Source organism: Rhizobium sp. BK456 (genome assembly GCF_014194045.1).
Taxonomy (GTDB): Bacteria; Pseudomonadota; Alphaproteobacteria; order Rhizobiales; family Rhizobiaceae; genus Rhizobium; species Rhizobium redzepovicii.
The window spans coordinates 1,119,819-1,140,958 of record NZ_JACIAO010000001.1 but is presented as its reverse complement, the minus strand read 5'-3'; the positions used below and the strand labels follow the sequence as shown (position 1 = coordinate 1,140,958).

The following is a 21,140-nucleotide window of genomic DNA, read 5'->3' as shown; positions in this document are numbered from 1 at the left end:
CTCGTCGTTCCCAAACGGCATGAAAGATACGCCGGCATGATAGGATATCAAGAACAGAAAAAGAACATGAGGCGCAAGAATCGGGTTGAAACAGCGGCCGTCCCGTACGATTTTGGTGTTGATCGAAAAACGTGGAGGCTGTGTTATGGCCCAGACGACATACCACTATCTGATCTTCGAAACCGCCGGCGGTTTCTGCGGCATCGCCTGGCGCGACGCCGGCATCGCCCGCTTCCAGTTGCCGACGAAGTCAGCGGAAGCAACAGAACGCCTGCTGCGCCGCCGCCTGCCGGATGCCGAACCCGGCGCGCCGACGCCCAATGTGCTCGAAACGGTCGCGGCGGTGAAGCGCTATTTCCAGGGCGAGGAAACGGATTTCTCAGGCGTCGAACTCGATCTGGCCGGCCAGGATGCCTTCTTCAGGGATATTTATGCAGCGGCAAGGCGTGTTGGTTGGGGTCGTACGACCACCTACGGCGCGCTGGCGAAAGAGCTCGGCGCCAGGCCGGAAGCCGCCCGCGACGTCGGCCAGGCGATGGCAAAGAACCCGGTCGCGCTGATCATTCCCTGCCACCGGGTGCTGGCCGCCGGCGGCAAGATCGGCGGCTTCTCCGCTCCCGGCGGTTCGTCATCGAAGGCCCGTATGCTGGAACTCGAAGGCGTCAGCCTTGCCCCGCCGCCGCCGGCCCAGCAGTCGCTGGGCCTCTAGTCGAAATGCCGGCTGCTCAATACGGGCTCGCCGTCGGTCGGATGATGATCTCGCTGACATCGACGTCATCGGGCTGGCTGATGGCGTAGAGGATCGAATTGGCGACGGCCTCCGGGCTGATCGTGACCGCTCTGAACGCCTTCATGGCGTCCCGCGCGGTCGGATCGGTGATCGTCTCGGCCAGTTCCGAGGTCGTCGTGCCGGGAGAAATGACGGTGACGCGGATGCGATCGGTCTCCTGCCGCAGCCCGTCCGAGATCGCACGGACTGCGAATTTCGTCGCGCAATAGACGGCGGCCGTCGGCGAGACACTGTGGCCGCCGATCGAAGACAGGTTGACGATCTGCCCTGATCCCTGCGCCTTCATGATCGGCAGGGCTGCGGCGATGCCGTAGAGAACGCCCTTGATGTTGACGTCGACCATCCGGTCCCATTCCTCGACTTTGAGAGCGTCGAACGGCGAGAGCGGCATGACCCCGGCATTGTTGACGAAGACGTCAAGCCGGCCGAATTCCGATCTGGCAAAACCGGCAAAGGCCTCGACCTCGGAACGGTCGGTGACATCAAGTTTTCGCAGGCGCACCATTCCCCCCTTGGCTTCGATTTCGCCGGCAAGCGCCTGCAACCGCTCGGTGCGGCGCGCGCCGATCACGATATGGGCGCCTGCGGCAGCCAGCACCCTTGCCGCAGCCTCTCCGATGCCGCTGCTGGCTCCAGTGATGGCAACGACTTTTCCTTCGATCTTCGACATTTCAAGCTCCATTTTTCGATGAGTGTTTTCTGGGCGATCAGCTGGGGAAATCGGCGCTGAGCGTCGTCTCTGCCCAGGCGTCGAAATTTACCCGCAGCGCATCGAGCCGTTCGCGGGCGATCTTCAGGGCAGGCGCGCCGAGCAACAGCCGCAGTGGCGGCTCGTCCGCCTCGAATGCCGATATGATCGCGGCTGCGGCGCGCGCCGGATCGCCTGGCTGCTTGCCGGAGACCGAACGGGTGGCCTGGCGCCGTTTGCCCGATGTCTCGGCATAGTCGTCGATAACAGTCCTGGATTCGACCATCGACCGACCGGCCCAATCCGTGCGGAAGGCGCCGGGCTCGAGGATCGTCACATCGATGCCGAGCGGTTTGACCTCATGGAAAAGCGACTCCGACAGGGCTTCGACCGCGAACTTAGTGGCATGGTAGTAGCCGGTCGCGGCGAAGGCGACGAGCCCGCCGAGCGAAGAGACGTTGAAGATATGCCCCCGACGGCGCGAGCGCATGCCCGGCAGGACGTGTTTGGTAACGGCGATCAAGCCGAAGACATTGGTCTCGAACTGGGCGCGTATTTCGGTTTCTTCGCCCTCTTCGATCGCCGAGAGGTAGCCGTAACCGGCATTGTTGACGAGCACGCCGATCGCGCCGAAATGCGCTTCGGCGTCCTGGACCGCGCGGGCGACGGAGCGGGCATCCGTCACATCGAGCGCGAGAGCAAGGGCGCGGTCGCCGTGTGCTGCCGTGAGATCTTTCAAGGCTTCGGGTCTGCGTGCGGTAACGGCGGCGCGCCAGCCCCGGGCGAGAACCGTTTCGGCAAGCGCCCGGCCGAGGCCGGACGAGGCGCCCGTTATGAACCAGATGGGTGTGATGGAAGACATGATTGTCGTCCTTTCCGGCCGGAAACGGCCTTATCCCGAGTGATGTATTATTTGCGGCGAAACACCATGCCGCCATGATGGAGTGTGTTGCCGTCGGCAAAATCGCCGTCGGCGGTGAAGCCGGTGTCGTCCCAGTATTCCATGTGGCTTCCGGTGACTTCGTAGCGGCCTCGATAGGCGCTTTCCCGGCTGCCGCGAGCTTCGTCGTAGCGCCCATCAGCCAGAAGTTCGTGGCGCACACGGCCATCATCCGTGACCCACATGCCGACATAGGGATGTTGTTGCATCATGTCCTCGCTTGTTTGTTGACGCACGGATTGCCCGGCGTTGAGACCATCCGCGGCTGCCCAACCGATCGCCGTGCCGGTCAAGGTGGTTGCGGCGGAAAGAAGCAGAACAGGTCTGGCTGAAATGTTTCGCATCGGTCTTCTCTTCGAAAGAGGCCTGTCCATGAACACTGCCTTGCTTGGCCTCGAGAGGAAGATAGTCTCCTTGGTCGACGTGATTAAGTTGCCAATCCGGGATGCCATGGTTAGAAATACTAACCAATGGTCGATGATCTCGAAGGCATTTCGGTCTTTCTTGCGGTGGCGGAGGCGCGCAACTTCCGCCTCGCCGCCGAGCGGCTTGGCGTCACCCGCTCCGCCGTCAGCCAGGCTTTGCAGCGCCTGGAGGATCGCCTCGGCGTTGCGCTCGTCCAACGCACGACGCGCAGCGTCAGCCTGACCGAGGCCGGCGAAGTGTTCTTCGAGGCAGTTCGCCCGTCTGTGCGGCAGGTCAGGGATGCGATGCAGACGCTGCGGGAAATGCAGGCGCGCCCGAGCGGCCTGCTCAGGATCACCGTCTCGTCGATCGCCGAGAGTTTTCTGTCTGGCACCTTGCTGGCCGGCTTCATCGAGGCCTGCCCTGAGATCAAACTCGATATCACCATTACCGACGACGAATTCGATATCGTCGAGGCCGGCTTCGATGCGGGCGTCCGGCTCGGCGAGGTGATCGAGCAGGATATGATTGCAATCTCGGTCTCCGAGCGGCAGAGGCAATATGCCGTGGCATCCCCCGCCTACCTCGACCGCCGCGGCCGTCCGCGCCATCCCGGCGAGCTGCAGGGTCATTGCTGCATCGGCTGGCGGCCGCGTCCCGATACGGCGCCCTATCGCTGGGAATTCACCGAAAATGGCCGCGATTTCGAGGTCTCCGTCGATCCCGCCGTTACGACCAACGACATGGGCATGATGATCCGCATGGCCTGCGCCGGCGCCGGGATCACCTTCGGCATGGTGGAAACCTTTCAGCCCTATGTCGAACGCGGCGAACTCGTGCCGCTGCTCGAAGATTTCTGTCCGCCGTTTCCGGGCTTCTATCTCTATTATCCCAGGCGCCAGCGGCAGCCGCTGAAGCTGCGGGCCTTGGTCGATCATATCAGGACGTCCGCCAGGCGTTAGTCGCCTGCCGCTGAAAGCAGCTATTGGCGTGAATTGTCCGCTCTTTGTCCGCGGCGTGCATTTCGCTCTGCTTTCAAATCGCGGAGTATGGCGTCATGATCAATCTCGAAGGAGCAAAAAATGTCCGATCATGATACCGTTCTTCTCGTCATCGACGCCCAGGAATCCTTCAGGCACCGTGATTATTGGGATGAAGACCTCGCCTCCGCCTATATCGATCGCCAGCAGGCTTTGATCGACGGCGCGGAAGCCCGCGGCATAACTGTCATTCAGATCTTTCATGTCGATGGAAACGGGCCGTTCTCCGAAAGCTCCGGGCTCGTCAGAACGCTCGCCCCACTCCGGATCGCCCCGAAGGCGACCTTCAGGAAGAGCCGCCATAGCGCTCTCGTCGGTTCGGGGCTCGACGTGTGGCTGACCGAGAATGGCGTCCGCCGTCTCCTCGTCTCCGGCATCCGCACCGAACAATGCTGCGAGACCACGACGCGTCACGCCTCGGATCTCGGCTATCAGGTCGATTATGTCGGCGAAGCGACCCTGACATTCCCGATGACCGACGCTATCGGACGTAGCTGGAGCGCCAGGGAAATCCGGGACCGAACCGAACTTGTTCTCTCCGGTCGCTTCGCGCGGATCGCGACCGTCGAACAGGCACTGACAGGCCGTGGGGAGCTGCTCGCCGCATGACCGACTCTGCGCAGCCCCTCGATATCCCGGTTTTCGTCGTCGTCCCGCCGCGCGTTCTGCTGCTCGACGTGGCCGGCCCGATCGAGGTGCTGCGTAAGGCCAACCTCGAACAGAACAGGGTGCGCTTTACCGTCACCTATATCGGTCCGTCGTCGACGGTCGGCAGCTCGATAGCTCTTGCCGTTACCGGCGTTGCTCCGCTGCCGGAGCGATTGCCGGATGGCGCGCTTGTCGTCATTGCCGGCAGCGCCGACGCCCCGATGGAAAACGGCCTCGAGCATAGCGAACGGGAATGCGCCGATGCTGCCATCGTCGAATGGCTGAGACGTGCCATTCGTCCGGGAATTCGCCTGGCCTCGATCTGTTCGGGCGCATTGCTCGCCGCCGAGGCGGGAATGCTCGACGATTGCGACTGCACCACTCATCACGGCTGCATGGAAGATCTGATCAGGCTCGCGCCCACGGCGCGTGTCCGGGAGAATCGGCTTTATGTCGAGGACGGAGAGCGCCTGACGAGCGCCGGCATCACCGCCGGCATCGACCTCATGTTGCATATCGTCGCCGAAGCGGCGGGCCACGCATGCGCTGTCGCGGTGGCGCGATATCTCGTCGTCTATCTCAGGCGCGGCGGCTCGGACCCGCAGCTTTCACCCTGGCTTGAAGGCCGAAACCATATCCATCCGGTCATTCATCGTGTGCAGGACGCAGTGGTGGCCGATCCGGCTCAGGACTGGTCGGTCGCAGCACTTGCACGCCTCAGCGGCGCCAGCCCCCGCAACCTCTCGCGGCTGTTCAACGAACAGACAGGCATGAGCGTCACGGATTTCGTCAATCGTATGCGCGTGGCGCTCGCCCGCGAGATGCTCGCCGGTTCGCGGCTGGACATGGAGGCGGTCGCAATGCGCGCCGGCTTCGGCTCGGCGCGGCAGCTACGCCGCGCCTGGAACCGCTTGCATGAAAGCCCGCCGAGCACGGCGCGATCAAGGCTGTGATCGTCTGTCAGGTATCGGGCGATGAGATCGTATCAATCGCGATCATGGGAACGCAGGGCTTCCGCCAGGATGCCGGCTTCCATCTCTTCCAGGGTTTTCGGCTCGCCATTGAAGGGAAGCGTGCTGAACACGTCGTCTGCCTGCGTCAGCGCGAAGGCGGGCGCTTGCCTTTGCAGCACACCGTCCGGGTTTTTCTCGACAATGAGACGAGTTCCCGCCTTCCATTCCCGCCGTTGGCACACTTTTGGGAAGTATGACCTGTCCTTTGGTCGATACGGTGGTAATGAGGTTTTCAGCGCGGGCCATCGGTTTGGTCCCGTTTGGAAGACGAACATAAGATAGACAGGTGGGCCGCGATACCCAAGGATCACGATCCGGGCGAGGCGCGCGCCCTTTTGCCGGAGAAGCTATGCTGGACGAAGTCTTTCCCGTTCCGACCAGGGCCTTGATCCGCCAGGGTGGGCGAGCCTGTTTTTATCGTCTCGTCAATACGAGCCCCATTTTGTTCCAAGTGCAATCGGGAACTAAGATCATCATGGCGGATGACAGGCCTTTGCGCCTTGAGGCCGGCGCATACGGCTTGCTGCCCGACTATCAGCCATTGACGATGGAGAACATTCCGAAGGCGCCGCGAAACTATCAGACCGTAGCACTTCCCGTTCCGAGACAGTTGTTCGAGGATGCCTATGCGAGGATGGGGCCAATCGCCGTTCCCTCGCGGCCGCTTCCGGCAAGCACCTCGAGCTTCCCGGAAGAAGCCGCCGTATTGTTTGACTATTGCTGTCAGCCCGGCAACCTGGCGAGGCTTCCTGGCGCCATTGCCAGGGCCAGGCTGATGGAACTCGTCACCTGGTTTGCGCTCTGCGGTGCGGTGCTGGGTGAAGGCCAGAGTCCTCGGCTTGAGGATCGGCTGCGGCAGATGATCGAAAGCGATCCGGCCTTTGATTGGACATTGGCGCATGCGGCGCGTTCGTTCAACATGAGCGAAGCGACACTGAGGCGCAGGCTGGCCGCGGAGAATACCGGCTTCAGCGAGATCCTGAGCGATACGAGAATGAACCGGGCGCTGGGGCTCATTCATACGACGACGCTGCCGATGGCGCAGGTCGCGCTTGAGGTCGGCTACGATTCACCCTCTCAATTTTCGGCGCGTTTCAAAGAGCGGTTCGGCGTCAGTCCGCGCCACGTGCGCAGTGGTTCCGAGCATTTTGAACGGATCGGGGCAGAAGTTGAGCATAGCGGGGCAGATGCACTGACTCGCTGACGGTAGTTTTCCGGCGTCATCAACCGCAGGAAAACAGCATGCGTCTCATAACAGCAGTCCTTCTCGCCGCGTCCGTCTTTGGCGCCACGGCCGCCCAGGCCGAAATGAAACTCACCTCGAAAGATCTGACTTCAGGCAAGTCCATGGCTGATGCGCAGGTCTTCAACAGCTTTGGTTGCGCGGGCAGCAACATCTCGCCGGAACTCGTTTGGTCGGCTGCACCCGAGGGAACCAAGAGCTTTGCGGTCATGGCTTACGATCCGGATGCTCCGACCGGCTCGGGCTGGTGGCACTGGTCTGTCTTCAACATTCCCGCAAATGTCTCGAAAATCGCCACTGGCGCCAGCGGTGAGAAAAAACTTCCAACGGGTGCCGTGGAAGGCCACACCGACTTCGCTACGTCAGGATATGGCGGCGCATGCCCGCCGGCCGGCGATGCGCCGCACCACTACCAGTTCACCATCTACGCGCTCTCGGTCGACAAGCTGCCGCTTCCCGAGACCGCGCCCGGGGCCATGGTTGGTTTCTATGTCAGGGCAAATACGCTCGCCAAGGCCTCCATCGAGGTGACCTACGGCCGCTGAAGCCGGCTGACCTCCGGCGACCAGTTCAGGCTGGCCGATAGATCTGCGCCACCGCGCCGCCTGGAAAAGCCTTCGAGCTCATCAGCTTGAGAGGCTTCGGCGCGGTGAGCTCGGAGAATAACGGCAGGCCTTTGCCGAGCGCCACGGGGATCACAAGCAGGGCGAACTGATCGACCAGTCCCTCGGCGATCAGGCTGCGGCCAAAGCTCACGCCGCCATGGGCGATGATCGGTTTGCCCTCCTCGGCTTTCAGCGTCGCGATTTCTTCCGCGAGGTTTCCGCCTGCCACATGTGCCTCCGCCCAGCTTTCCGCGCCGGGCTGCAGCCCTGGAGATTGTCCGGTTCCCGCCTTGGCGCCGATGTCATCGAGCGTCGCCGCCACCTTGCCGAGGATCGCCGGCCCCTGTCGTGAGAAGACGGCCTTGGGGATCTGGTTCATCGGTGGCGCGAAGGCCAGGGTGGACGTCGGCCAGAAGGGGGCCATGGCAAGGAAGCTGCGGCTGCCCATGATGTGCAGGCCGGCTTTCCCTATATATTCCACGCTCCAATTCTTCGCCTCCTGATCGGCGCCGAACATCCATGTGTTCCGGCCATCCAGATCACTGACGAAACCATCGACCGATATGGACATTTTCAGGATCAGGTCTCTCATGGCGTTCTCCTCGTTGGGCTTTGGCCCAAGGACGAACCGGACCGGGAAGATCCGACATTACCCGATCATATTAAGTGTCAGGGCCGCGCCTATCGCGACGCAAAGCGCTGCTTTGCCGAATCCGTGAACGGCATGAACAACGCGACAAGCGTGCCTTCCGGATCGCGGAACTGCACCGACCGATTGCCCCACGGCATCAGTTTAGGCTCATGAACAACTTCGACCCTATCCTTCAGCCGTGCATATTCTGCGTCGACGTCATCCACCATGAACTCGATGATCGCCGTTCGGTTGGCGCCGGCCTCGGCGCTACCTTCTTTGAACAGCGGTACGGTTTCCATGCTGCCAATGGCGAGCGCCGCCGAAGGGGTGACGATCTCGGCGAAAACCGGCGCCAACCACTCGGCCGATTGTCCGGTGACCATCTCGTAGAAGCCGACCACAGCCTTGATATTGCCGGCAATCAGCCGGGTTGAGGCAAATTTCATGACTTTTCCTTCCAGAAGACCGCAAACGCGCGCCACGTCGCTCAGGCCTTGTCGCACAGGCCTGTTGCCAGCATTATGGCAACAGGAGTCAGCAGTTATGCGAAAAGCCGATCGTCTGTTTCAGATCATTCAGATCCTGCGCCGGACGAACCGGCCGGTGACTGCCGCGGCAATCGCCGAAGAGATCGAAGTGTCCAGGCGCTCGGTGTACCGCGATATCGCCGACCTGATCGGCCAAGGGGTCCCCATCGTCGGAGAGGCCGGCTTCGGTTATTTGCTCGACCCTACCTATGACATGCCGCCTCTGATGCTGACGCCCGACGAGATCAAGGCGATCGTGCTGGGTGTACAATGGGTCGCAGGACGCGGCGATAAGGCGTTATCCGCAGCCGCACGGGACGTAGTGAGCAAGATCGCAGCCGTTATCCCCGAAAGGCTACGTCCATACATCGCTGAGCCAAGCGTTGGAGCAAAGCCTGGCACGATCACCCCGACACACACGGTCGATACGAACGAACTGCGCCATGCGATCCGTGAAGATCGGAAGCTTCGCCTGCGGTATCGATCCGATACTGGGGAGGAGACTGAGCGGATCGTGTGGCCGGTCATCCTCGGCTACAGTGAAGCAACGTGCCTGATTGTCGCGTGGTGCGAATTACGGCAGGACTTCCGTCATTTCCGAACCGATCGCATGCTTAAGATCGAAGTGCTGGAGGCGAGCAACGGCCTAAGGAAAGGCGACTTGCGTCGCCGCTGGGAGCGGTGGCGCGAGGAGCAGCCCTCCCGGTCCGACCACTGATCGCCGGGAGCCGCCGGGGCAGATGGCCCGCTACAGAGATATCGGTTGCGATCCGAGCCTAGTTTAGGTGGACAGCTCCTCGCGCCGCGGCGCTTCGCTGCCTGCGGATCGCGTCCGAAGCAGGCGGCGTTCTGCTGATTATCGACGCAAAGGGCGAGCGCGCAGCCCAATGGCATGTCAGCTATGGGGCCCAGCCGCTGGAAAGCCAGCCGCTTACGCTTGTGCCGCTCGCCACCTTCGCCGTTGATCTCAAGGGCAAGGGTCTTCTCTGACGGTCGTTCAGGCCTGTCGCCTTGTGGAGCAGAGCCACCAGTTCACGCTTGTTGCGCGGCGGCCGGCCATCGACCGTCTATTCCGGGGCTTGCCCCGCGATAGACGGCGATAGATGGCAGATGATTTATTGCTTTTTCAGTACGTTATTAAGGGTTTTGGCGCGCTATCGGCGGCGTTCGGATAGGCCAAAATCACTCCCACTCGATCGTGCCGGGCGGCTTCGAGGTGACGTCATAGACCACGCGGTTGATGCCACGCACCTCGTTGATGATGCGCGTGGCGGCGCGGCCGAGGAATTCCATGTCGTAGTGGTAGAAATCCGCGGTCATGCCGTCGACGGAGGTGACAGCGCGCAGTGCGCAGACGAATTCATAGGTGCGTCCGTCGCCCATCACGCCGACGGTCTGGACGGGGAGCAGCACGGCGAAGGCTTGCCAGATGGCGTCGTAGAGGCCGGCCTTGCGGATTTCGTCGAGATAGATCGCATCGGCTTCGCGCAGGATTTCCAGCTTCTCGCGGCTGATGCCGCCGGGGCAGCGGATGGCAAGGCCGGGGCCGGGGAAGGGGTGGCGGCCGATAAAGCTGTCGGGCAGGCCGAGCTCGCGGCCGAGCGCGCGCACCTCGTCCTTGAAGAGTTCGCGAAGCGGCTCGACGAGCTGCATCTTCATGCGCTCCGGCAGGCCGCCGACATTGTGGTGCGACTTGATCGTCACCGACGGGCCGCCGGTGAAGGAAACGCTCTCGATCACATCAGGATAGAGTGTACCCTGGCCGAGGAAATCGGCGCCGCCGAGCTTCTTCGCCTCTTCCTCGAAAGTTTCGATGAACAGCCGGCCGATGATCTTGCGCTTGGTTTCCGGGTCGCTGACGCCTTCGAGCTCGCCGATGAAGCGGTCGGAAGCGTCGACATGCAAGAGATGCAGATTGTAATGCTCGCGGAACATGGCGACGACATTGGCCGCCTCGTCCTTGCGCATCAGGCCGTGGTCGACGAGGATGCAGGTCAACTGATCGCCGACCGCCTCGTGGATCAGGAGTGCGGCGACCGAACTGTCGACGCCGCCCGAAAGCGCGCAGATGACGCGCTTGTCGCCCACCTGCTTGCGGATCTCGTCGACCGCCTTCTGGCGATAGGCCGACATCGACCAGTCGCCCTTGATGCCGGCAATGTTATGAATGAAGTTGCCGATCAGCTTTGCGCCGTCGGGTGTGTGCACGACCTCGGGGTGGAACTGCACGCCGTAATATTTGCGCTTCTCGTCGGCGATGAAGGCGTAGGGGGCGTTGGAGGAGGTGGCAACCACCTCGAAACCGTCAGGCAGCGCCGTGACGCGATCGCCATGGCTCATCCACACCTGATGGCGCGAGCCGGAGGACCAGAGGCCCTCGAACAGCTGGCAGTCCTTGTCGACGTCGAGGAAGGCGCGGCCGAATTCGCGGTGATGGCCGCTCTCGACCTTGCCGCCGAGCTGCATGCACATCGTCTGCTGGCCATAGCAGATGCCGAAGACCGGCAGGCCGCTGTCGAAGATGATCTGCGGCGCTCGCGGCGACCCCTCGTCGACCGTGGAGGCCGGGCTGCCGGACAGGATCACGGCTTTCGGCTGGAGGCGCTGGAAGCCCTCTTCGGCCGATTGGAACGGAACGATCTCGCAATAGACGCCGGCCTCGCGCACGCGTCGTGCGATGAGCTGGGTCACCTGGCTGCCGAAATCGACGATGAGAACGGAGTCGGGATGTGCTGTCTGGGTCATGGCGAGGCTTTAATGAAAAGCGCTTCGCCTTGCAATCCGGGAAATCGGCGGCGTCGGGTTTTTATTGTTCCGATTGTCCCCCGCGCAGCTGACGCGCGGCGCTTTCGAGCGGTCAGAACCAGAAAACCCCGTCCTCCAGCGCCGTGAACAGGCTGTCGACGCCGTAGGAGAGCTTGCGGTCGACGATGTGCAGATATTCCGTCCAGCCCGAGATGTGCTGCAGCTCGACCGCGCCGTCGGAAATGCCGCGAAGGCCGATCAGCGGCAGCTTGTAGCCCTGGCAGGCGCGCAGCACCGCATAGGTCTCCATGTCGACCATGTCGGCGTCGATGGCGCTATAGGCGGTGCCCGAGATGACATTGCCGCCTGTCGAAAGGCTTGCTTCGGCAATGCCCGGAATGCGCAGCGGCAGCTCAAGCGTTGCCGGCAGGTCGAGAAAGGGCGTGCGGCCCTTTTCGAAGCCGAGCGGCGAAGCGTCCATGTCGCGGTAGGAAACCGAGGTTACCTGATAGATTTCCGTCTGCTCCAGTTTGGCGGAGCCGGCCGAGCCCAGCGAAACCACGAGATCCGGCAGGTCGTCGGCGGCATCCAGCCGCGCCAGCGTCTTGGTCAGCGCGACCGCCGCCTCGACCGGGCCGACGCCGGTCATCAAGGGTTCGATCCGCGACCGCAGGAAGGGGCCGTATTCGGCCTCCGCCGCCATGACGAACAGCATGGATTTTCCCGCGACCGACTTCAACTCGAATTTCATCCCGTAATCCCTTCTCTACCGCGGATCACCATCATCGTTCCGGTCATGGAGGCGATGAGTTTCGCCGGCCCGTCGCTGATCGCGTAGCCTCGCCCGTCGGCGACGATGATGGTGGAGCCGGGTTTGGTAATTTCCCCGCGGAACAGGAAACGATCGCCACGCCCCGGCGACATGAGATTGACCTTGAATTCGATCGTCAGGATCGAGGCTTCGGGGTCGATGACGCTGTAGGCGGCAAAGCCGCAGGCTGAATCGAGCGCTGCAGAAATGATACCTGCGTGCAAGATGCCGTGCTGCTGTGTCAGTTTGACGTCGAAGGGAAGCTCGATCTCAACGACGCCGTGCTCGACGCGCGTCAGCTCCGCGCCGATCGTCTCCATCGCTGCCTGCCGCGCAAAATTGCGGCGGATTCGCGCGCGGAAATCGCCCCTGTCAGTCTCGCTCATGTCTGCCCCTCTTGCAGCCGGGAAAGTGGCATGGCGGGCCGGATTCGACAAGCTGCACATTGCTGAAATCGGTCTCAGCGCCGATGGAAAGCTGCGGCCGTGTCGCCGGGGCAACCTTTCGTCTTTCCGTCGCCATGCAAGCGGGTGATGCAAGCCGGTGCGAAGACGATTGCAGCTTCGCGCTCAGCGCGTATTCTCCGCGTCATGTCTCGAAAGAACGGAGCGCCGGCGCATGACGACGATATCGCAATCGGTCCGCAATTTCGAGACCTGGCTGGCGGGCGAACTCGGCGGCGATCTCGTCAAGGAGGATCTTCTTGAGAAGCACGAGAAGATGCGCAGCGGCGGCTTCGTCTTCCTGCGGGCCACCTATTGGCGTTGGTGCGAGACCATCCTCGATATCTGCCCGGAGCTTGGCCGCGCGCCCGAAGTGCTGGCGATCGGCGATACGCATCTGGAGAATTTCGGCACTTGGCGCGATGGCGAAGGCCGGCTCGTCTGGGGCGTCAATGATTTCGACGATGCGGCTGTGATGCCCTATGCGCTGGATCTCGTTCGCCTTGCGGCAAGCGCCATCCTGGCGCGCGGCGAGGATGGTCCCTCGGTTCGGATGATCGGCGAGTTGATCCTCAGCGGCTATCGCAGGGGCCTTGAAAATCCACTGCCCGTCATTCTCGAGCGGGATCACAAGTGGCTGCGCAAGGCGCTGATGCTGCCGAATTCCGAACGCCGGGAGTTTTGGGAGAAATATGAAATGCTGCTTCCCGGACGCGAGCCGCCGCCATCCGCTTATGCCAAGGCGCTCGCAGCTGCACTGCCGCCCGGTTCGGGACCTTTCGTGGCGAAGCCGCGCAGCGGCGGCACCGGCAGCCTCGGCCGGCCGCGTTTCGTCGCCTATGCGGAATGGCAGGGCGGGCCGGTGCTGCGTGAGGCCAAGGCGCTGATGCCGTCCGCCTGGTCGCTTCGCCACAGACCACAGGACATGGCGATCCATGTGGGAGAGATCGCCAATGGGCGGGCGCGGTGCGTCGATCCGCATTACCAGATTTCCGGCCGCATCCTCGTGCGCCGGCTCTCGCCGAACAGCTGTAAGATCGAAATCGACCGCCACTCCGACATCCTGCTTTCGCCGACGATGCTCGAATTGATGGGTTTCGAGATCGCCAATTGCCATTCCAACGATGCGGCTGCGACAGCGAGGATTCTCCAGGATATCAAGACGCGGGGAAACGAATGGCTGCATGAGGCGGCCAGGGCCGCCGCCTCAAGCGTCAGTGCCGAGCAGAAAGCCTATTCGCGCGGCGGCTAAATCCGCACGATATGCTGGTCCCATGCGACGTCGCTGCGGGTCGACAGGAAATCGCCGTCGTAGGAGGAGACGGCAAAGCCGCTTTTGGCCGGGGCGATGCCGGCCGCGTCCGGAATGATCGTCTCGGCCAGGACCTTGCCCGTCCTTGCGTCGAGGGTCACCGAGGCGCCGCCCTTCGGCGAGGTGATGCCGACGATGCCCTCGCTGCGGTTGACGGCAATCGCACCAACGTAATTAGCCAGCCTGCGCGTCGTCTGCTCCGGCAGGTCGATGAAGGAAAGCTCTTCGCCCTTGGCGAAATGGCCGACGAGCGGCGGTAAATCCTTGCGGTGACCTTCGTATTGGCAGGCAAACCAGATGCGGCCCTTGTCGTCGAGATCGACGTGGCGGGTGGAAAGCTCCGCCCATTGCGCCGGCAGCACATGTTTTTCGACAAGCGCCCCGGTCGCCGCATCGATCAGCGCCAGCGACGGCTGCATCTCCCCGAGATTGAGTTTGGTGCGGCCGAAATCCGGATGCGTCTCGATGCCGCCATTGGCGACGATCAGAAGGCCTCCGTCATCGGAAACCGTCATATCGTGCGGACCGATGCCATAGGTCTCGTATTCGCCGATGCGGGTGAAGCGGTTGCCGGCGTCGTAGATGCCGATCATACCGCGATTGCCGTCGAAGTCGTTTTCGCTGGCGTAGAGAAAACGACCGTCGGGAGAAAAGGCGCCGTGGCCATAGAAATGCCGGTCTACCCTGGCGCTGATGACGATCGGCTCGCTCCTGTGCCAGGGGTCGAAGATCATGGCATAGGTGCCGGGCCGGCGGGCGAAAGCGACGGTCCTGCCGGAGACGGCGCTGAACGCCATGCCGTGGGCCCGGGCGGGAAGCTTGACCTGGTCGACGATCTCGCCGCGCTCCGTCACGGTGGCAACGGCAAAGGAGCCGTCGGCAGCGCGAATGCCCGAGGCATAAACTGCATCGGCCCGCTCCAGGGCCATCAGCGACTTCGGCGCCAAACTCGCAAGGAAGCCGAGTCCGGCGGCCTTGACGAAACCGCGTCGGTCGATAGCAGTTGTTCGCGTCATCGCTTCAGTCCCCGTCTGAAAAGGAAAAGCCGGCCGAGAGGCCGATTGCGGCGCCATATTCGTCGCTGATCCTAGTGATCAGATCACGGCTTTCGGCCAAAAGCGTGTCGAGCTTGGCCTTTTCCGCATCGCTTGTGGCGGCGTCTATATCGGGGTTGAGTTTCGGCACGCTGTCGAGCAGCGATTTGAAGTCTTCGTCGATCGAGGCGGCGACTGCCTGTTTGTCCGGCGGCAGAAGCTCGGCCATGCCGGCCTTCTGCCAGAGCGTGCGCAGGCCGTCGATATTGGCGGTCATTGATTTCCAGGTATTCTTGGAACGCCAGTAGATCGCCATGCGCGGGCGCGGCGTGGTGTCCTTGCCCTTGTAGAATTGCTCCAGCCGCTGGTCGCGGACGTTCTCGGCGCCGTGGACGAGAATGCCGAGCAGCGCTGTCACGGCTTCCTTATTGTCCATGAAATCGTTGCTCTGCGGACCCGGATGTTTCCAGCTCGCCTGCACGCCGTCCGGCTTTTCCCAGGCGGCGACGACTTCGCCGGCCTCACGCTGGATATTGCCGGCGACAGCGGCGCCGTAAAGGCAACGGAAGCCGCCCTTCTGCTTGATCAGATCGTCCGAGCCGTTGCCGTAAAGCACGTATTCCAGCGCCGTCAGGCCCTGCAGCGCCACACTCTTGCCGGCGATCGCATCGACCGTCGCATCCTTCGGGTCGGCCTTGGCGATTAGCGCCTGCACCTGCTTCAGGCCAACGCCCTTGCGGTCGGGGTAGAACAGGATGTGTTCGAAGAGATTGTCCTGGATAACAGGTCCGGTCTGGACGATTTCGATGATCGACCAGTAGCGGATCGTATCGTCAAAGGCCGACTTCGCCTTATCCAGCGTCTGCTGGGTGCCGCCGTCGCAAAGATCCTTCATCGCCGTCGTCAGCCGGGCGGCGGACTGCTGCATGTTGCGATAGCCGGGGCGGATCACCTCGTCGACCGCGCGTTGCATCACGGCGGGAACGGCATCCTCGTTCATCCCTGCCGGCGGAGCGGCGGTCTGGGCAGCCGCCGACGTGGCAAGGCCGATCAGAGTGAGGCAGAGCAGGGGGTGCCAAAGGCGCATCAAAGTGACTCCAGGAATGTAATCAGGGCCGCCCTGTCGTCTTTCGACAGGGAGGAGAAAGCGTTGCGGGCCTTGTCTGCTTCGCCGCCGTGCCAGAGGATCGCCTCGGTGAGATCCCGCGCACGGCCGTCATGCAGGAAAAAGCTGTGTCCGCTGACAGTCCGGGTCAGTCCTATACCCCATAGCGGTGGCGTGCGCCATTCACGTCCGCTTGCAAGACCGACTTGCTGCCCGTCGGCAAGCCCGTCGCCCATATCGTGCAAAAGGAAGTCGGAATAGGGCCAGATCAGTTGGAAGGACTGCGCCTTGTCTGCCGAATCCCGGCGGGTGACGAATTTCGGCACATGGCAGGAAATGCAGCCGCTTTCATAGAAAATCCGTTTGCCCTTCAGCGTCTCGGGAAAGCTCGCCTTGCGGCGCGCCGGAACGGCAAGATTTTCGGAGTAGAAGGTCACGAGGTCGAGAATGGGGCCCGGCGCTTCTTCCGCGCCCAGCCGTTTCTGCACGCCGGTCGGCAGATCGAGGCATTTCTCCTCCGCCTTGGTGCAATCACCATGCGCGTCCGGGTGGTCGGGTGTCGAGATGCCGATATCATTGGCAAATGCGTCGGCATTCTGGTCGCGCACCGTGGCGTTCTGTGCCTTCCAGCCGAAGCGGCCGAGCGCGATCTCGCCGCTGCGGTGATCACGGACGATCGCCGCCTTGCCCGAAATGCCGTCGCCATCGGCATCATCGGGGTCGGCATGGGCAAGGATATCTGCCTCGGGAATGGCCTCGATCAGCCCGAGGCCGATCATGGCGGGGGCGACACGCGCCGAGATCGTCGTCGCCGCATCGAGCGGTCCATAGGCCAAGTTGGTCGCCGCATAATGCGGGCGGCGCAGAGACACGGTTTCGCCGTCGCCAAGCGTTGCCGTCTCCTCATCATAGCGGATCGTCATCCGGCCTTCGGCGGCAAGACCGGGAACGGCAAGATCCTGCAGCTGATGGCCATAGACCGGATCGGGGAAATTGAGGATATCCGCGCCTGCGATCGCCTTTTCTTCCTCCGGCGTTGCGGCCGCACGGGAAAGCCGCAGGAACATCGAGACGGCGCTTGGACCCCCTTCCGGCGGTTTGCCGCGGCCGTCATTGACGTGACAGCTCATGCAGGAGCGGGCGTTGAAGAGAGGGCCGAGCCCATCGGAAGCCTGCGTCGAGGAGGGGGAGGAAACCCAGAGCTTACGGAAAAGCGCATTGCCGAGCTTGAAATTCTGCTCTTCCTCGAAGGGAATGTTGGCCGAAATATGCGAGAAACTGTCTTCGGTGACGGGATCGATCGAGGTCGCCCCGCCCGCCTGCATCGCCTCATATTGTTCAGCTTTGGAAAAATCGCTAGTCGGCCGCGTCACGTCGGCGACGCGTTTGAGATCGGTTTCGGGAAGGTCGGTGCGTTTGGTTGGAAGATCGAAACCGGAGGCAAAAGCCACGGGTGCTCCGGCAAGGGCGGCGTAGGCTGCGACGCGGAGGCATGGGCGGAGTTTTGAGAGGACGCGATGAGCCCGAGCGGTAAGCTCCGGGGTGCTGGCGCGCGCTTCCTTTGCAACGCCCTCATTCGCTTCCTCGGGCTTTGCCCGAGGGATGTCACAGGAATCCAGTGCGCCCAAGTCCTTGGGCGTGGAAGACTCCCCTCTGACCGAGTCATTCACGGCGCGGACGCGCCGTGGCTGGATTCCTGTGACGAGCACAGGAATGAGGGAAGTAACAAATCGCATTTCAGAGTCGGGGCCGCTCCGTCATCGAAGCGGCCCGCCTTTGCTTATTTGAAGACGGCGTTAGGATTATCCAAGCTGTCGGAACCTTCAAGCTGAACCGTGCCGAGATCGAGTGCGGCAATAACGCGCTGTACCGATTTCGTCTGGTCGATCAATCCGTCGATGGCGGCCTGAACAACGGCGTTGCCTTCCTTGTTGCCTTCGCCGATCATCTGGTCGTACTTCTCGACTGTCTCGCCGCGCTTGGCCATGGCATTCATCGCGTCGAGCGTCTTGTTGAGCTTGCCTTCCATCTCGGCGTCGAGCGCTTTGTCCTTGGCGGCCACCAGATCATGCAGCGACGGTCCGCTGAGCTTGGTGCCGTCGACGCGGGTATAGTTGCCGGTATAGGCGGCGGCAATGCCGATCGCGTCGTTCAGATGCGAGTTGTAGGTGTTGTCGGAGAAGCAATCATGCTCTTCCTCGGGATCGTGCAGCAGCAGGCCGAGCTTCATGCGCTCGCCGGCAAGCTCGCCGTAGGAAAGCGAACCCATGCCAGTCAGGATCGCGACGAGGCCGGCCTTCGGGTCAGCTTCGACATTCTTCGTCGCAGCGCCGTCCGCGTTCCAGTTGTCGGTCATTTCCTGCAGGTCGGAAACCAGCAGGGTGGAGGCGGATTTCAGATATTCGGCGCGGCGGTCGCAATTGCCGTGCGTGCAATTCTTCAGGTCGTAATCGGTCGCCGGGCGGTTGCCGGCGCCGGGTCCCGTGCCGTTCAGATCCTGGCCCCAGAGCAGGAATTCGATGGCATGGTAGCCGGTCGCGACGTTTGCTTCGATGCCGCCGGCCTCGGCCAGCGTGCCGGAGAGGAATTCCGGCGTCAGCTTGGAGGCGTCGACATCCTTGCCGTCGATCTTGATCGTCTTGTTGGCGATGACATTTGCGACATAGAGAGAGTTTTCGTCGCTCTCGGTGCCGTAGGAGGGATCGACGTAGTCGATCAGGCCTTCATCGAGCGGCCACGCATTGACCTTGCCTTCCCAGTCGTCGACGATCGGATTGCCGAAGCGATAGACTTCCGTCTGCTGATAGGGAACGCGCGCCTTGATCCAGGCGTCCCGGGCGGTCTTCAGCGTCGCGTCATCAGGCGTCTTCAGGAAGGCGTCGATCGCGGCATCGAGCGCCTTTGCCGTTGTCAGCGAGTCTTCGTATTTGGCATGGGCCACTTCGGCATAGTGTTTCACCACGGCGGCGGCATCGGTCTCGCCATGCGCGGGAAGGGCGAGCAGGGCTGCGGGGGCGATCGCCAGCACGGCTGCGCGGAGTTTATTGAGCTTCATTATCCTCTCCTGTGACGGGTTTTCCGTCTAAATCGGGCCCCGTCTCTTCGCCCAAAAGCAAACTGGTGTCAAATGCTCTAGTTTGGAATGGATTTAAGGATGCAAGAGGTCTGCACACGCGCTTGTTTTGCGGAGCATTCGCCCGGAAAAATCGGCAACCACCGCGCCATTTGCCGCGGCGTCAGCCCTTCCGCTGCAGGCGGCAAAAGAAGAAGCCGTCCGTATCTGTGGAAGCCGGCGTCAGCGTCACTGTCAGGCCATCGGAAGAGTGCGGGCGCGGGGCGTCTTTGCCGAAGAGCGCATCCCAGGCGGGCAGGGCGCTGACGATCTGGAAATCAGGATTGTCGGCCGTGAAGCGGCGCACCTGTTCCTCGTTCTCCTGCGGCAGCACCGAGCAGGTGACGTAGATCAGCTCACCGCCTGGCTTGACGAAGCCGCTTGCCTGCGCCAGCGCGCCCTGCTGCTGGGCGGTGCGTTCGTCGAGGTTCTTCGCCGTCAGCCGCCATTTCGTATCGGGGCGGCGGCGCCACGTGCCGGTGCCAGTGCAGGGCGCGTCGACAAGCACCTTGTCGCAGCGTCCGGCAAGCCCGGCAAGGCCCTTGGCGTCGTCATGCACCTGGACATTGCGTGTGCCGGCCCGCTTCAGCCGCTCGATGATCGGGGCCAGCCGCTTGCGGTCGGCGTCGTAAGCGTGAACCTGTCCCTTGTTCTGCATGGCGGCGGCCATGGCGAGCGTCTTGCCGCCACCGCCGGCGCAATAGTCGAGGACCTGGTCGCCCTCATGGGCGAGCACCAGGTCGGCGACGATCTGCGAACCCTCGTCCTGAACTTCGAACCAGCCTTTTTGGAACGAAAGTTCGGCCGTCACGTTGGGAAGTCGCGAAGCGCCTTCGCCGGCGGCAATCCGGATGCCGTAGCGGGCGATTTTCGCTGCATGTGCACCGGCGCGTTCGAGCGCCTTGACGGCCTTGTCGCGGGAGGACTTCAAGATGTTGGCGCGCAGATCAAGTGTCGGGCGCGTCGCGAGTGCCTGCGCCTCGGAGAGCCAGCCGGCGCCGAAGGCCTGTTCGAAGGAGGGTTGGACCCATTCGGGAATATCGCCGCGGATATGCGGCGGCGCATCGTCGAGCGAGCGGCTTGCGAAGGCCGAGAGGGCATCGGCCGAAAGCGGTGCCGGCGCGAACTTGTCGTCCGCCAGTTCGGCGGCGAGACTGTCGGGGGTGAAACCCCATTGGCGGAACATGACGGAATGGGCAATGGCGGCGGCACTCTCGTCGTCCATCAGCCAGGCATGGGAAAGCCGCATGCGCAGGGCGTCATAGACGATGTTGCCGATGGCGGCGCGGTCGCCGGAACCGGCGAAGCGGTGCGCAAGGCCCCAGTCCTTCAGCGCGTCGGCAACGGGCCGCTTGCGGGCATCGATATCCGCGAGCACAGAAATCGCCCCTTCGAGGCGGCCGCCCAGACGCATTCACAAATCTCCTAATTGCCATGACGTGTGATCGGTCCGCATGGTCACGACAGGCGCGGGCGGAATGTTCACAAGTCTCAACCGCGTGGTAACCGCGATTGACGGCAAGAGCAAGCGCCGGTGACGGCGCAGCCAATTGCTGCAAGGCCGGCCTGGCCCCAGCTGACCACCTCGATCAGCTTTGGCTGATCACCGGCTGTCAGCTTTAGCTGATCACCTGGTAGCAGACCTTCGCCGTGCCGGAGCTGACCATGCCGATGTTCTGTGCCGCGGCGCGCGACAGGTCGAGTACCCGGCCGCGGATGAACGGACCGCGGTCGTTGATGCGAACGACGACGGTGCGGCCATTGTTGCGGTTGGTGACCTTGACCTTGGTGCCGAAGGCAAGCGAACGATGTGCGGCAGTCAAGACGGCGGGATTCATACGTTCTCCGGAAGCAGTTTTGGAGTGAAGTGCGTACCATGAAGCACCGCCGCAGCCATTTCCAGCAAAACTCTCCGCCGGAAGCAGGAAAGAGCAGGCTGCAATAGTTGCGGCAGCGATAATAGAACGACATATTTTCTTCAAAACAGAGTATCCCTCAACTATTGAACTCACGCCCTTGCAGGCGGCGGGGCTTAAATCTGTGAA

22 protein-coding genes and 2 pseudogenes are annotated in these 21,140 nt (G+C 62.5%); 9 read left to right on the top strand and 15 right to left on the bottom strand.

The features are described 5' to 3' along the window. Positions 1-145: 145 nt before the first annotated feature. Positions 146-709 (top strand): methylated-DNA--[protein]-cysteine S-methyltransferase, encoded by a 564-nt coding sequence (locus tag FHX03_RS05955; RefSeq protein ID WP_097624569.1) that lies wholly within the window; start codon positions 146-148, stop codon positions 707-709. 16 nt (positions 710-725) lie between these two features. Here FHX03_RS05955 and FHX03_RS05950 read toward each other — a convergent pair whose 3' ends face one another. The 3 genes from FHX03_RS05950 to FHX03_RS05940 are packed head-to-tail and all read right to left on the bottom strand — an operon-like array spanning position 726 to position 2,762. Continuing rightward, positions 726-1,460 (bottom strand): SDR family oxidoreductase, encoded by a 735-nt coding sequence (locus FHX03_RS05950; RefSeq protein ID WP_097624841.1) that lies wholly within the window; start codon positions 1,458-1,460, stop codon positions 726-728. Positions 1,461-1,497: 37 nt separating this feature from the next. Continuing rightward, positions 1,498-2,340, bottom strand: coding sequence for an oxidoreductase (locus FHX03_RS05945; RefSeq protein ID WP_097624570.1), 843 nt, complete (start codon positions 2,338-2,340; stop codon positions 1,498-1,500). A gap of 47 nt (positions 2,341-2,387) precedes the next feature. After that, positions 2,388-2,762, bottom strand: coding sequence for an Atu4866 domain-containing protein (locus FHX03_RS05940; protein ID WP_183852884.1), 375 nt, complete (start codon positions 2,760-2,762; stop codon positions 2,388-2,390). Between the two features lie 126 nt (positions 2,763-2,888). Here FHX03_RS05940 and FHX03_RS05935 point away from each other — a divergent pair, with 126 nt between their 5' ends. From FHX03_RS05935 to FHX03_RS05925, 3 genes are all read left to right on the top strand, one after another. Beyond that, positions 2,889-3,785, top strand: a complete 897-nt coding sequence (locus FHX03_RS05935) for a LysR family transcriptional regulator (RefSeq protein WP_183852883.1) — start codon at positions 2,889-2,891, stop codon at positions 3,783-3,785. 120 nt (positions 3,786-3,905) lie between these two features. Further along, positions 3,906-4,472, top strand: coding sequence for an isochorismatase family protein (locus tag FHX03_RS05930; protein ID WP_183779042.1), 567 nt, complete (start codon positions 3,906-3,908; stop codon positions 4,470-4,472). Then, a complete protein-coding gene (locus FHX03_RS05925) occupies positions 4,469-5,464 on the top strand; it encodes a GlxA family transcriptional regulator (protein WP_183852881.1) in 996 nt (331 codons plus the stop codon). Before FHX03_RS05930 ends, FHX03_RS05925 begins: the two co-directional genes overlap by 4 nt. Before the next feature lie 32 nt (positions 5,465-5,496). Here the strand turns inward: FHX03_RS05925 and FHX03_RS05920 are convergent. Continuing rightward, a pseudogene (locus FHX03_RS05920) lies at positions 5,497-5,770 on the bottom strand (AbrB family transcriptional regulator). A 103-nt stretch (positions 5,771-5,873) separates the two neighbouring features. Between FHX03_RS05920 and FHX03_RS05915 the strand changes: the two are divergent. Next, positions 5,874-6,728, top strand: a complete 855-nt coding sequence (locus FHX03_RS05915) for a helix-turn-helix transcriptional regulator (RefSeq protein ID WP_183852879.1) — start codon at positions 5,874-5,876, stop codon at positions 6,726-6,728. 38 nt (positions 6,729-6,766) lie between these two features. Beyond that, positions 6,767-7,312, top strand: coding sequence for a YbhB/YbcL family Raf kinase inhibitor-like protein (locus FHX03_RS05910; RefSeq protein WP_097624577.1), 546 nt, complete (start codon positions 6,767-6,769; stop codon positions 7,310-7,312). A gap of 25 nt (positions 7,313-7,337) precedes the next feature. Here the strand turns inward: FHX03_RS05910 and FHX03_RS05905 are convergent, their stop codons facing one another. Further along, positions 7,338-7,964, bottom strand: coding sequence for a dihydrofolate reductase family protein (locus FHX03_RS05905; RefSeq protein ID WP_183852877.1), 627 nt, complete (start codon positions 7,962-7,964; stop codon positions 7,338-7,340). A gap of 89 nt (positions 7,965-8,053) precedes the next feature. After that, positions 8,054-8,452 (bottom strand): VOC family protein, encoded by a 399-nt coding sequence (locus tag FHX03_RS05900; protein ID WP_097624579.1) that lies wholly within the window; start codon positions 8,450-8,452, stop codon positions 8,054-8,056. Positions 8,453-8,549: 97 nt separating this feature from the next. Here FHX03_RS05900 and FHX03_RS05895 point away from each other — a divergent pair, with 97 nt between their 5' ends. Both FHX03_RS05895 and FHX03_RS34980 read left to right on the top strand, forming a co-directional pair. Continuing rightward, positions 8,550-9,251 (top strand): helix-turn-helix transcriptional regulator, encoded by a 702-nt coding sequence (locus FHX03_RS05895; protein ID WP_183852875.1) that lies wholly within the window; start codon positions 8,550-8,552, stop codon positions 9,249-9,251. 63 nt (positions 9,252-9,314) lie between these two features. After that, positions 9,315-9,523, top strand: a pseudogene (locus tag FHX03_RS34980) (GNAT family N-acetyltransferase); the annotation flags it as partial. A gap of 192 nt (positions 9,524-9,715) precedes the next feature. Here FHX03_RS34980 and guaA read toward each other — a convergent pair. From guaA to FHX03_RS05880, 3 genes are all read right to left on the bottom strand, one after another. After that, positions 9,716-11,278, bottom strand: coding sequence for a glutamine-hydrolyzing GMP synthase (guaA, locus tag FHX03_RS05890; protein WP_183779054.1), 1,563 nt, complete (start codon positions 11,276-11,278; stop codon positions 9,716-9,718). 112 nt (positions 11,279-11,390) lie between these two features. After that, positions 11,391-12,029, bottom strand: coding sequence for a 5'-methylthioadenosine/S-adenosylhomocysteine nucleosidase (locus FHX03_RS05885; protein WP_097624581.1), 639 nt, complete (start codon positions 12,027-12,029; stop codon positions 11,391-11,393). Continuing rightward, complete coding sequence (locus FHX03_RS05880) at positions 12,026-12,475, bottom strand: PaaI family thioesterase (RefSeq protein WP_003544704.1); 450 nt, start codon at positions 12,473-12,475, stop codon at positions 12,026-12,028. Before FHX03_RS05880 ends, FHX03_RS05885 begins: the two co-directional genes overlap by 4 nt. 232 nt (positions 12,476-12,707) lie before the next feature. Between FHX03_RS05880 and FHX03_RS05875 the strand changes: the two genes are divergently transcribed. Next, positions 12,708-13,784 (top strand): DUF2252 family protein, encoded by a 1,077-nt coding sequence (locus FHX03_RS05875; RefSeq protein ID WP_183852873.1) that lies wholly within the window; start codon positions 12,708-12,710, stop codon positions 13,782-13,784. Here the strand turns inward: FHX03_RS05875 and FHX03_RS05870 are convergent. The 6 genes from FHX03_RS05870 to FHX03_RS05845 form a co-directional block, all read right to left on the bottom strand. Then, the gene (locus tag FHX03_RS05870) at positions 13,781-14,860 is read right to left on the bottom strand and encodes a DUF1513 domain-containing protein (RefSeq protein WP_097624583.1); all 1,080 of its coding nucleotides are present in this window, start codon (positions 14,858-14,860) and stop codon (positions 13,781-13,783) included. The genes FHX03_RS05875 and FHX03_RS05870 overlap by 4 nt on opposite strands. A 4-nt stretch (positions 14,861-14,864) precedes the next feature. Further along, the gene (locus FHX03_RS05865; protein ID WP_097624584.1) at positions 14,865-15,965 is read right to left on the bottom strand and encodes an imelysin family protein; all 1,101 of its coding nucleotides are present in this window, start codon (positions 15,963-15,965) and stop codon (positions 14,865-14,867) included. Then, complete coding sequence (locus FHX03_RS05860; RefSeq protein ID WP_179867087.1) at positions 15,965-17,719, bottom strand: di-heme oxidoredictase family protein; 1,755 nt, start codon at positions 17,717-17,719, stop codon at positions 15,965-15,967. The genes FHX03_RS05865 and FHX03_RS05860 overlap by 1 nt, the downstream gene beginning before the upstream one ends. Positions 17,720-17,763: 44 nt before the next feature. Then, positions 17,764-19,038: an imelysin family protein gene (locus FHX03_RS05855; protein WP_183852871.1), complete on the bottom strand. Its 1,275-nt coding sequence runs from the start codon at positions 19,036-19,038 to the stop codon at positions 17,764-17,766. A gap of 181 nt (positions 19,039-19,219) precedes the next feature. Further along, the gene (locus tag FHX03_RS05850) at positions 19,220-20,509 is read right to left on the bottom strand and encodes an RsmB/NOP family class I SAM-dependent RNA methyltransferase (protein ID WP_097624587.1); all 1,290 of its coding nucleotides are present in this window, start codon (positions 20,507-20,509) and stop codon (positions 19,220-19,222) included. 205 nt (positions 20,510-20,714) lie between these two features. Next, complete coding sequence (locus FHX03_RS05845; protein ID WP_097624588.1) at positions 20,715-21,077, bottom strand: septal ring lytic transglycosylase RlpA family protein; 363 nt, start codon at positions 21,075-21,077, stop codon at positions 20,715-20,717. Between the last annotated feature and the right edge of the window lie 63 nt (positions 21,078-21,140).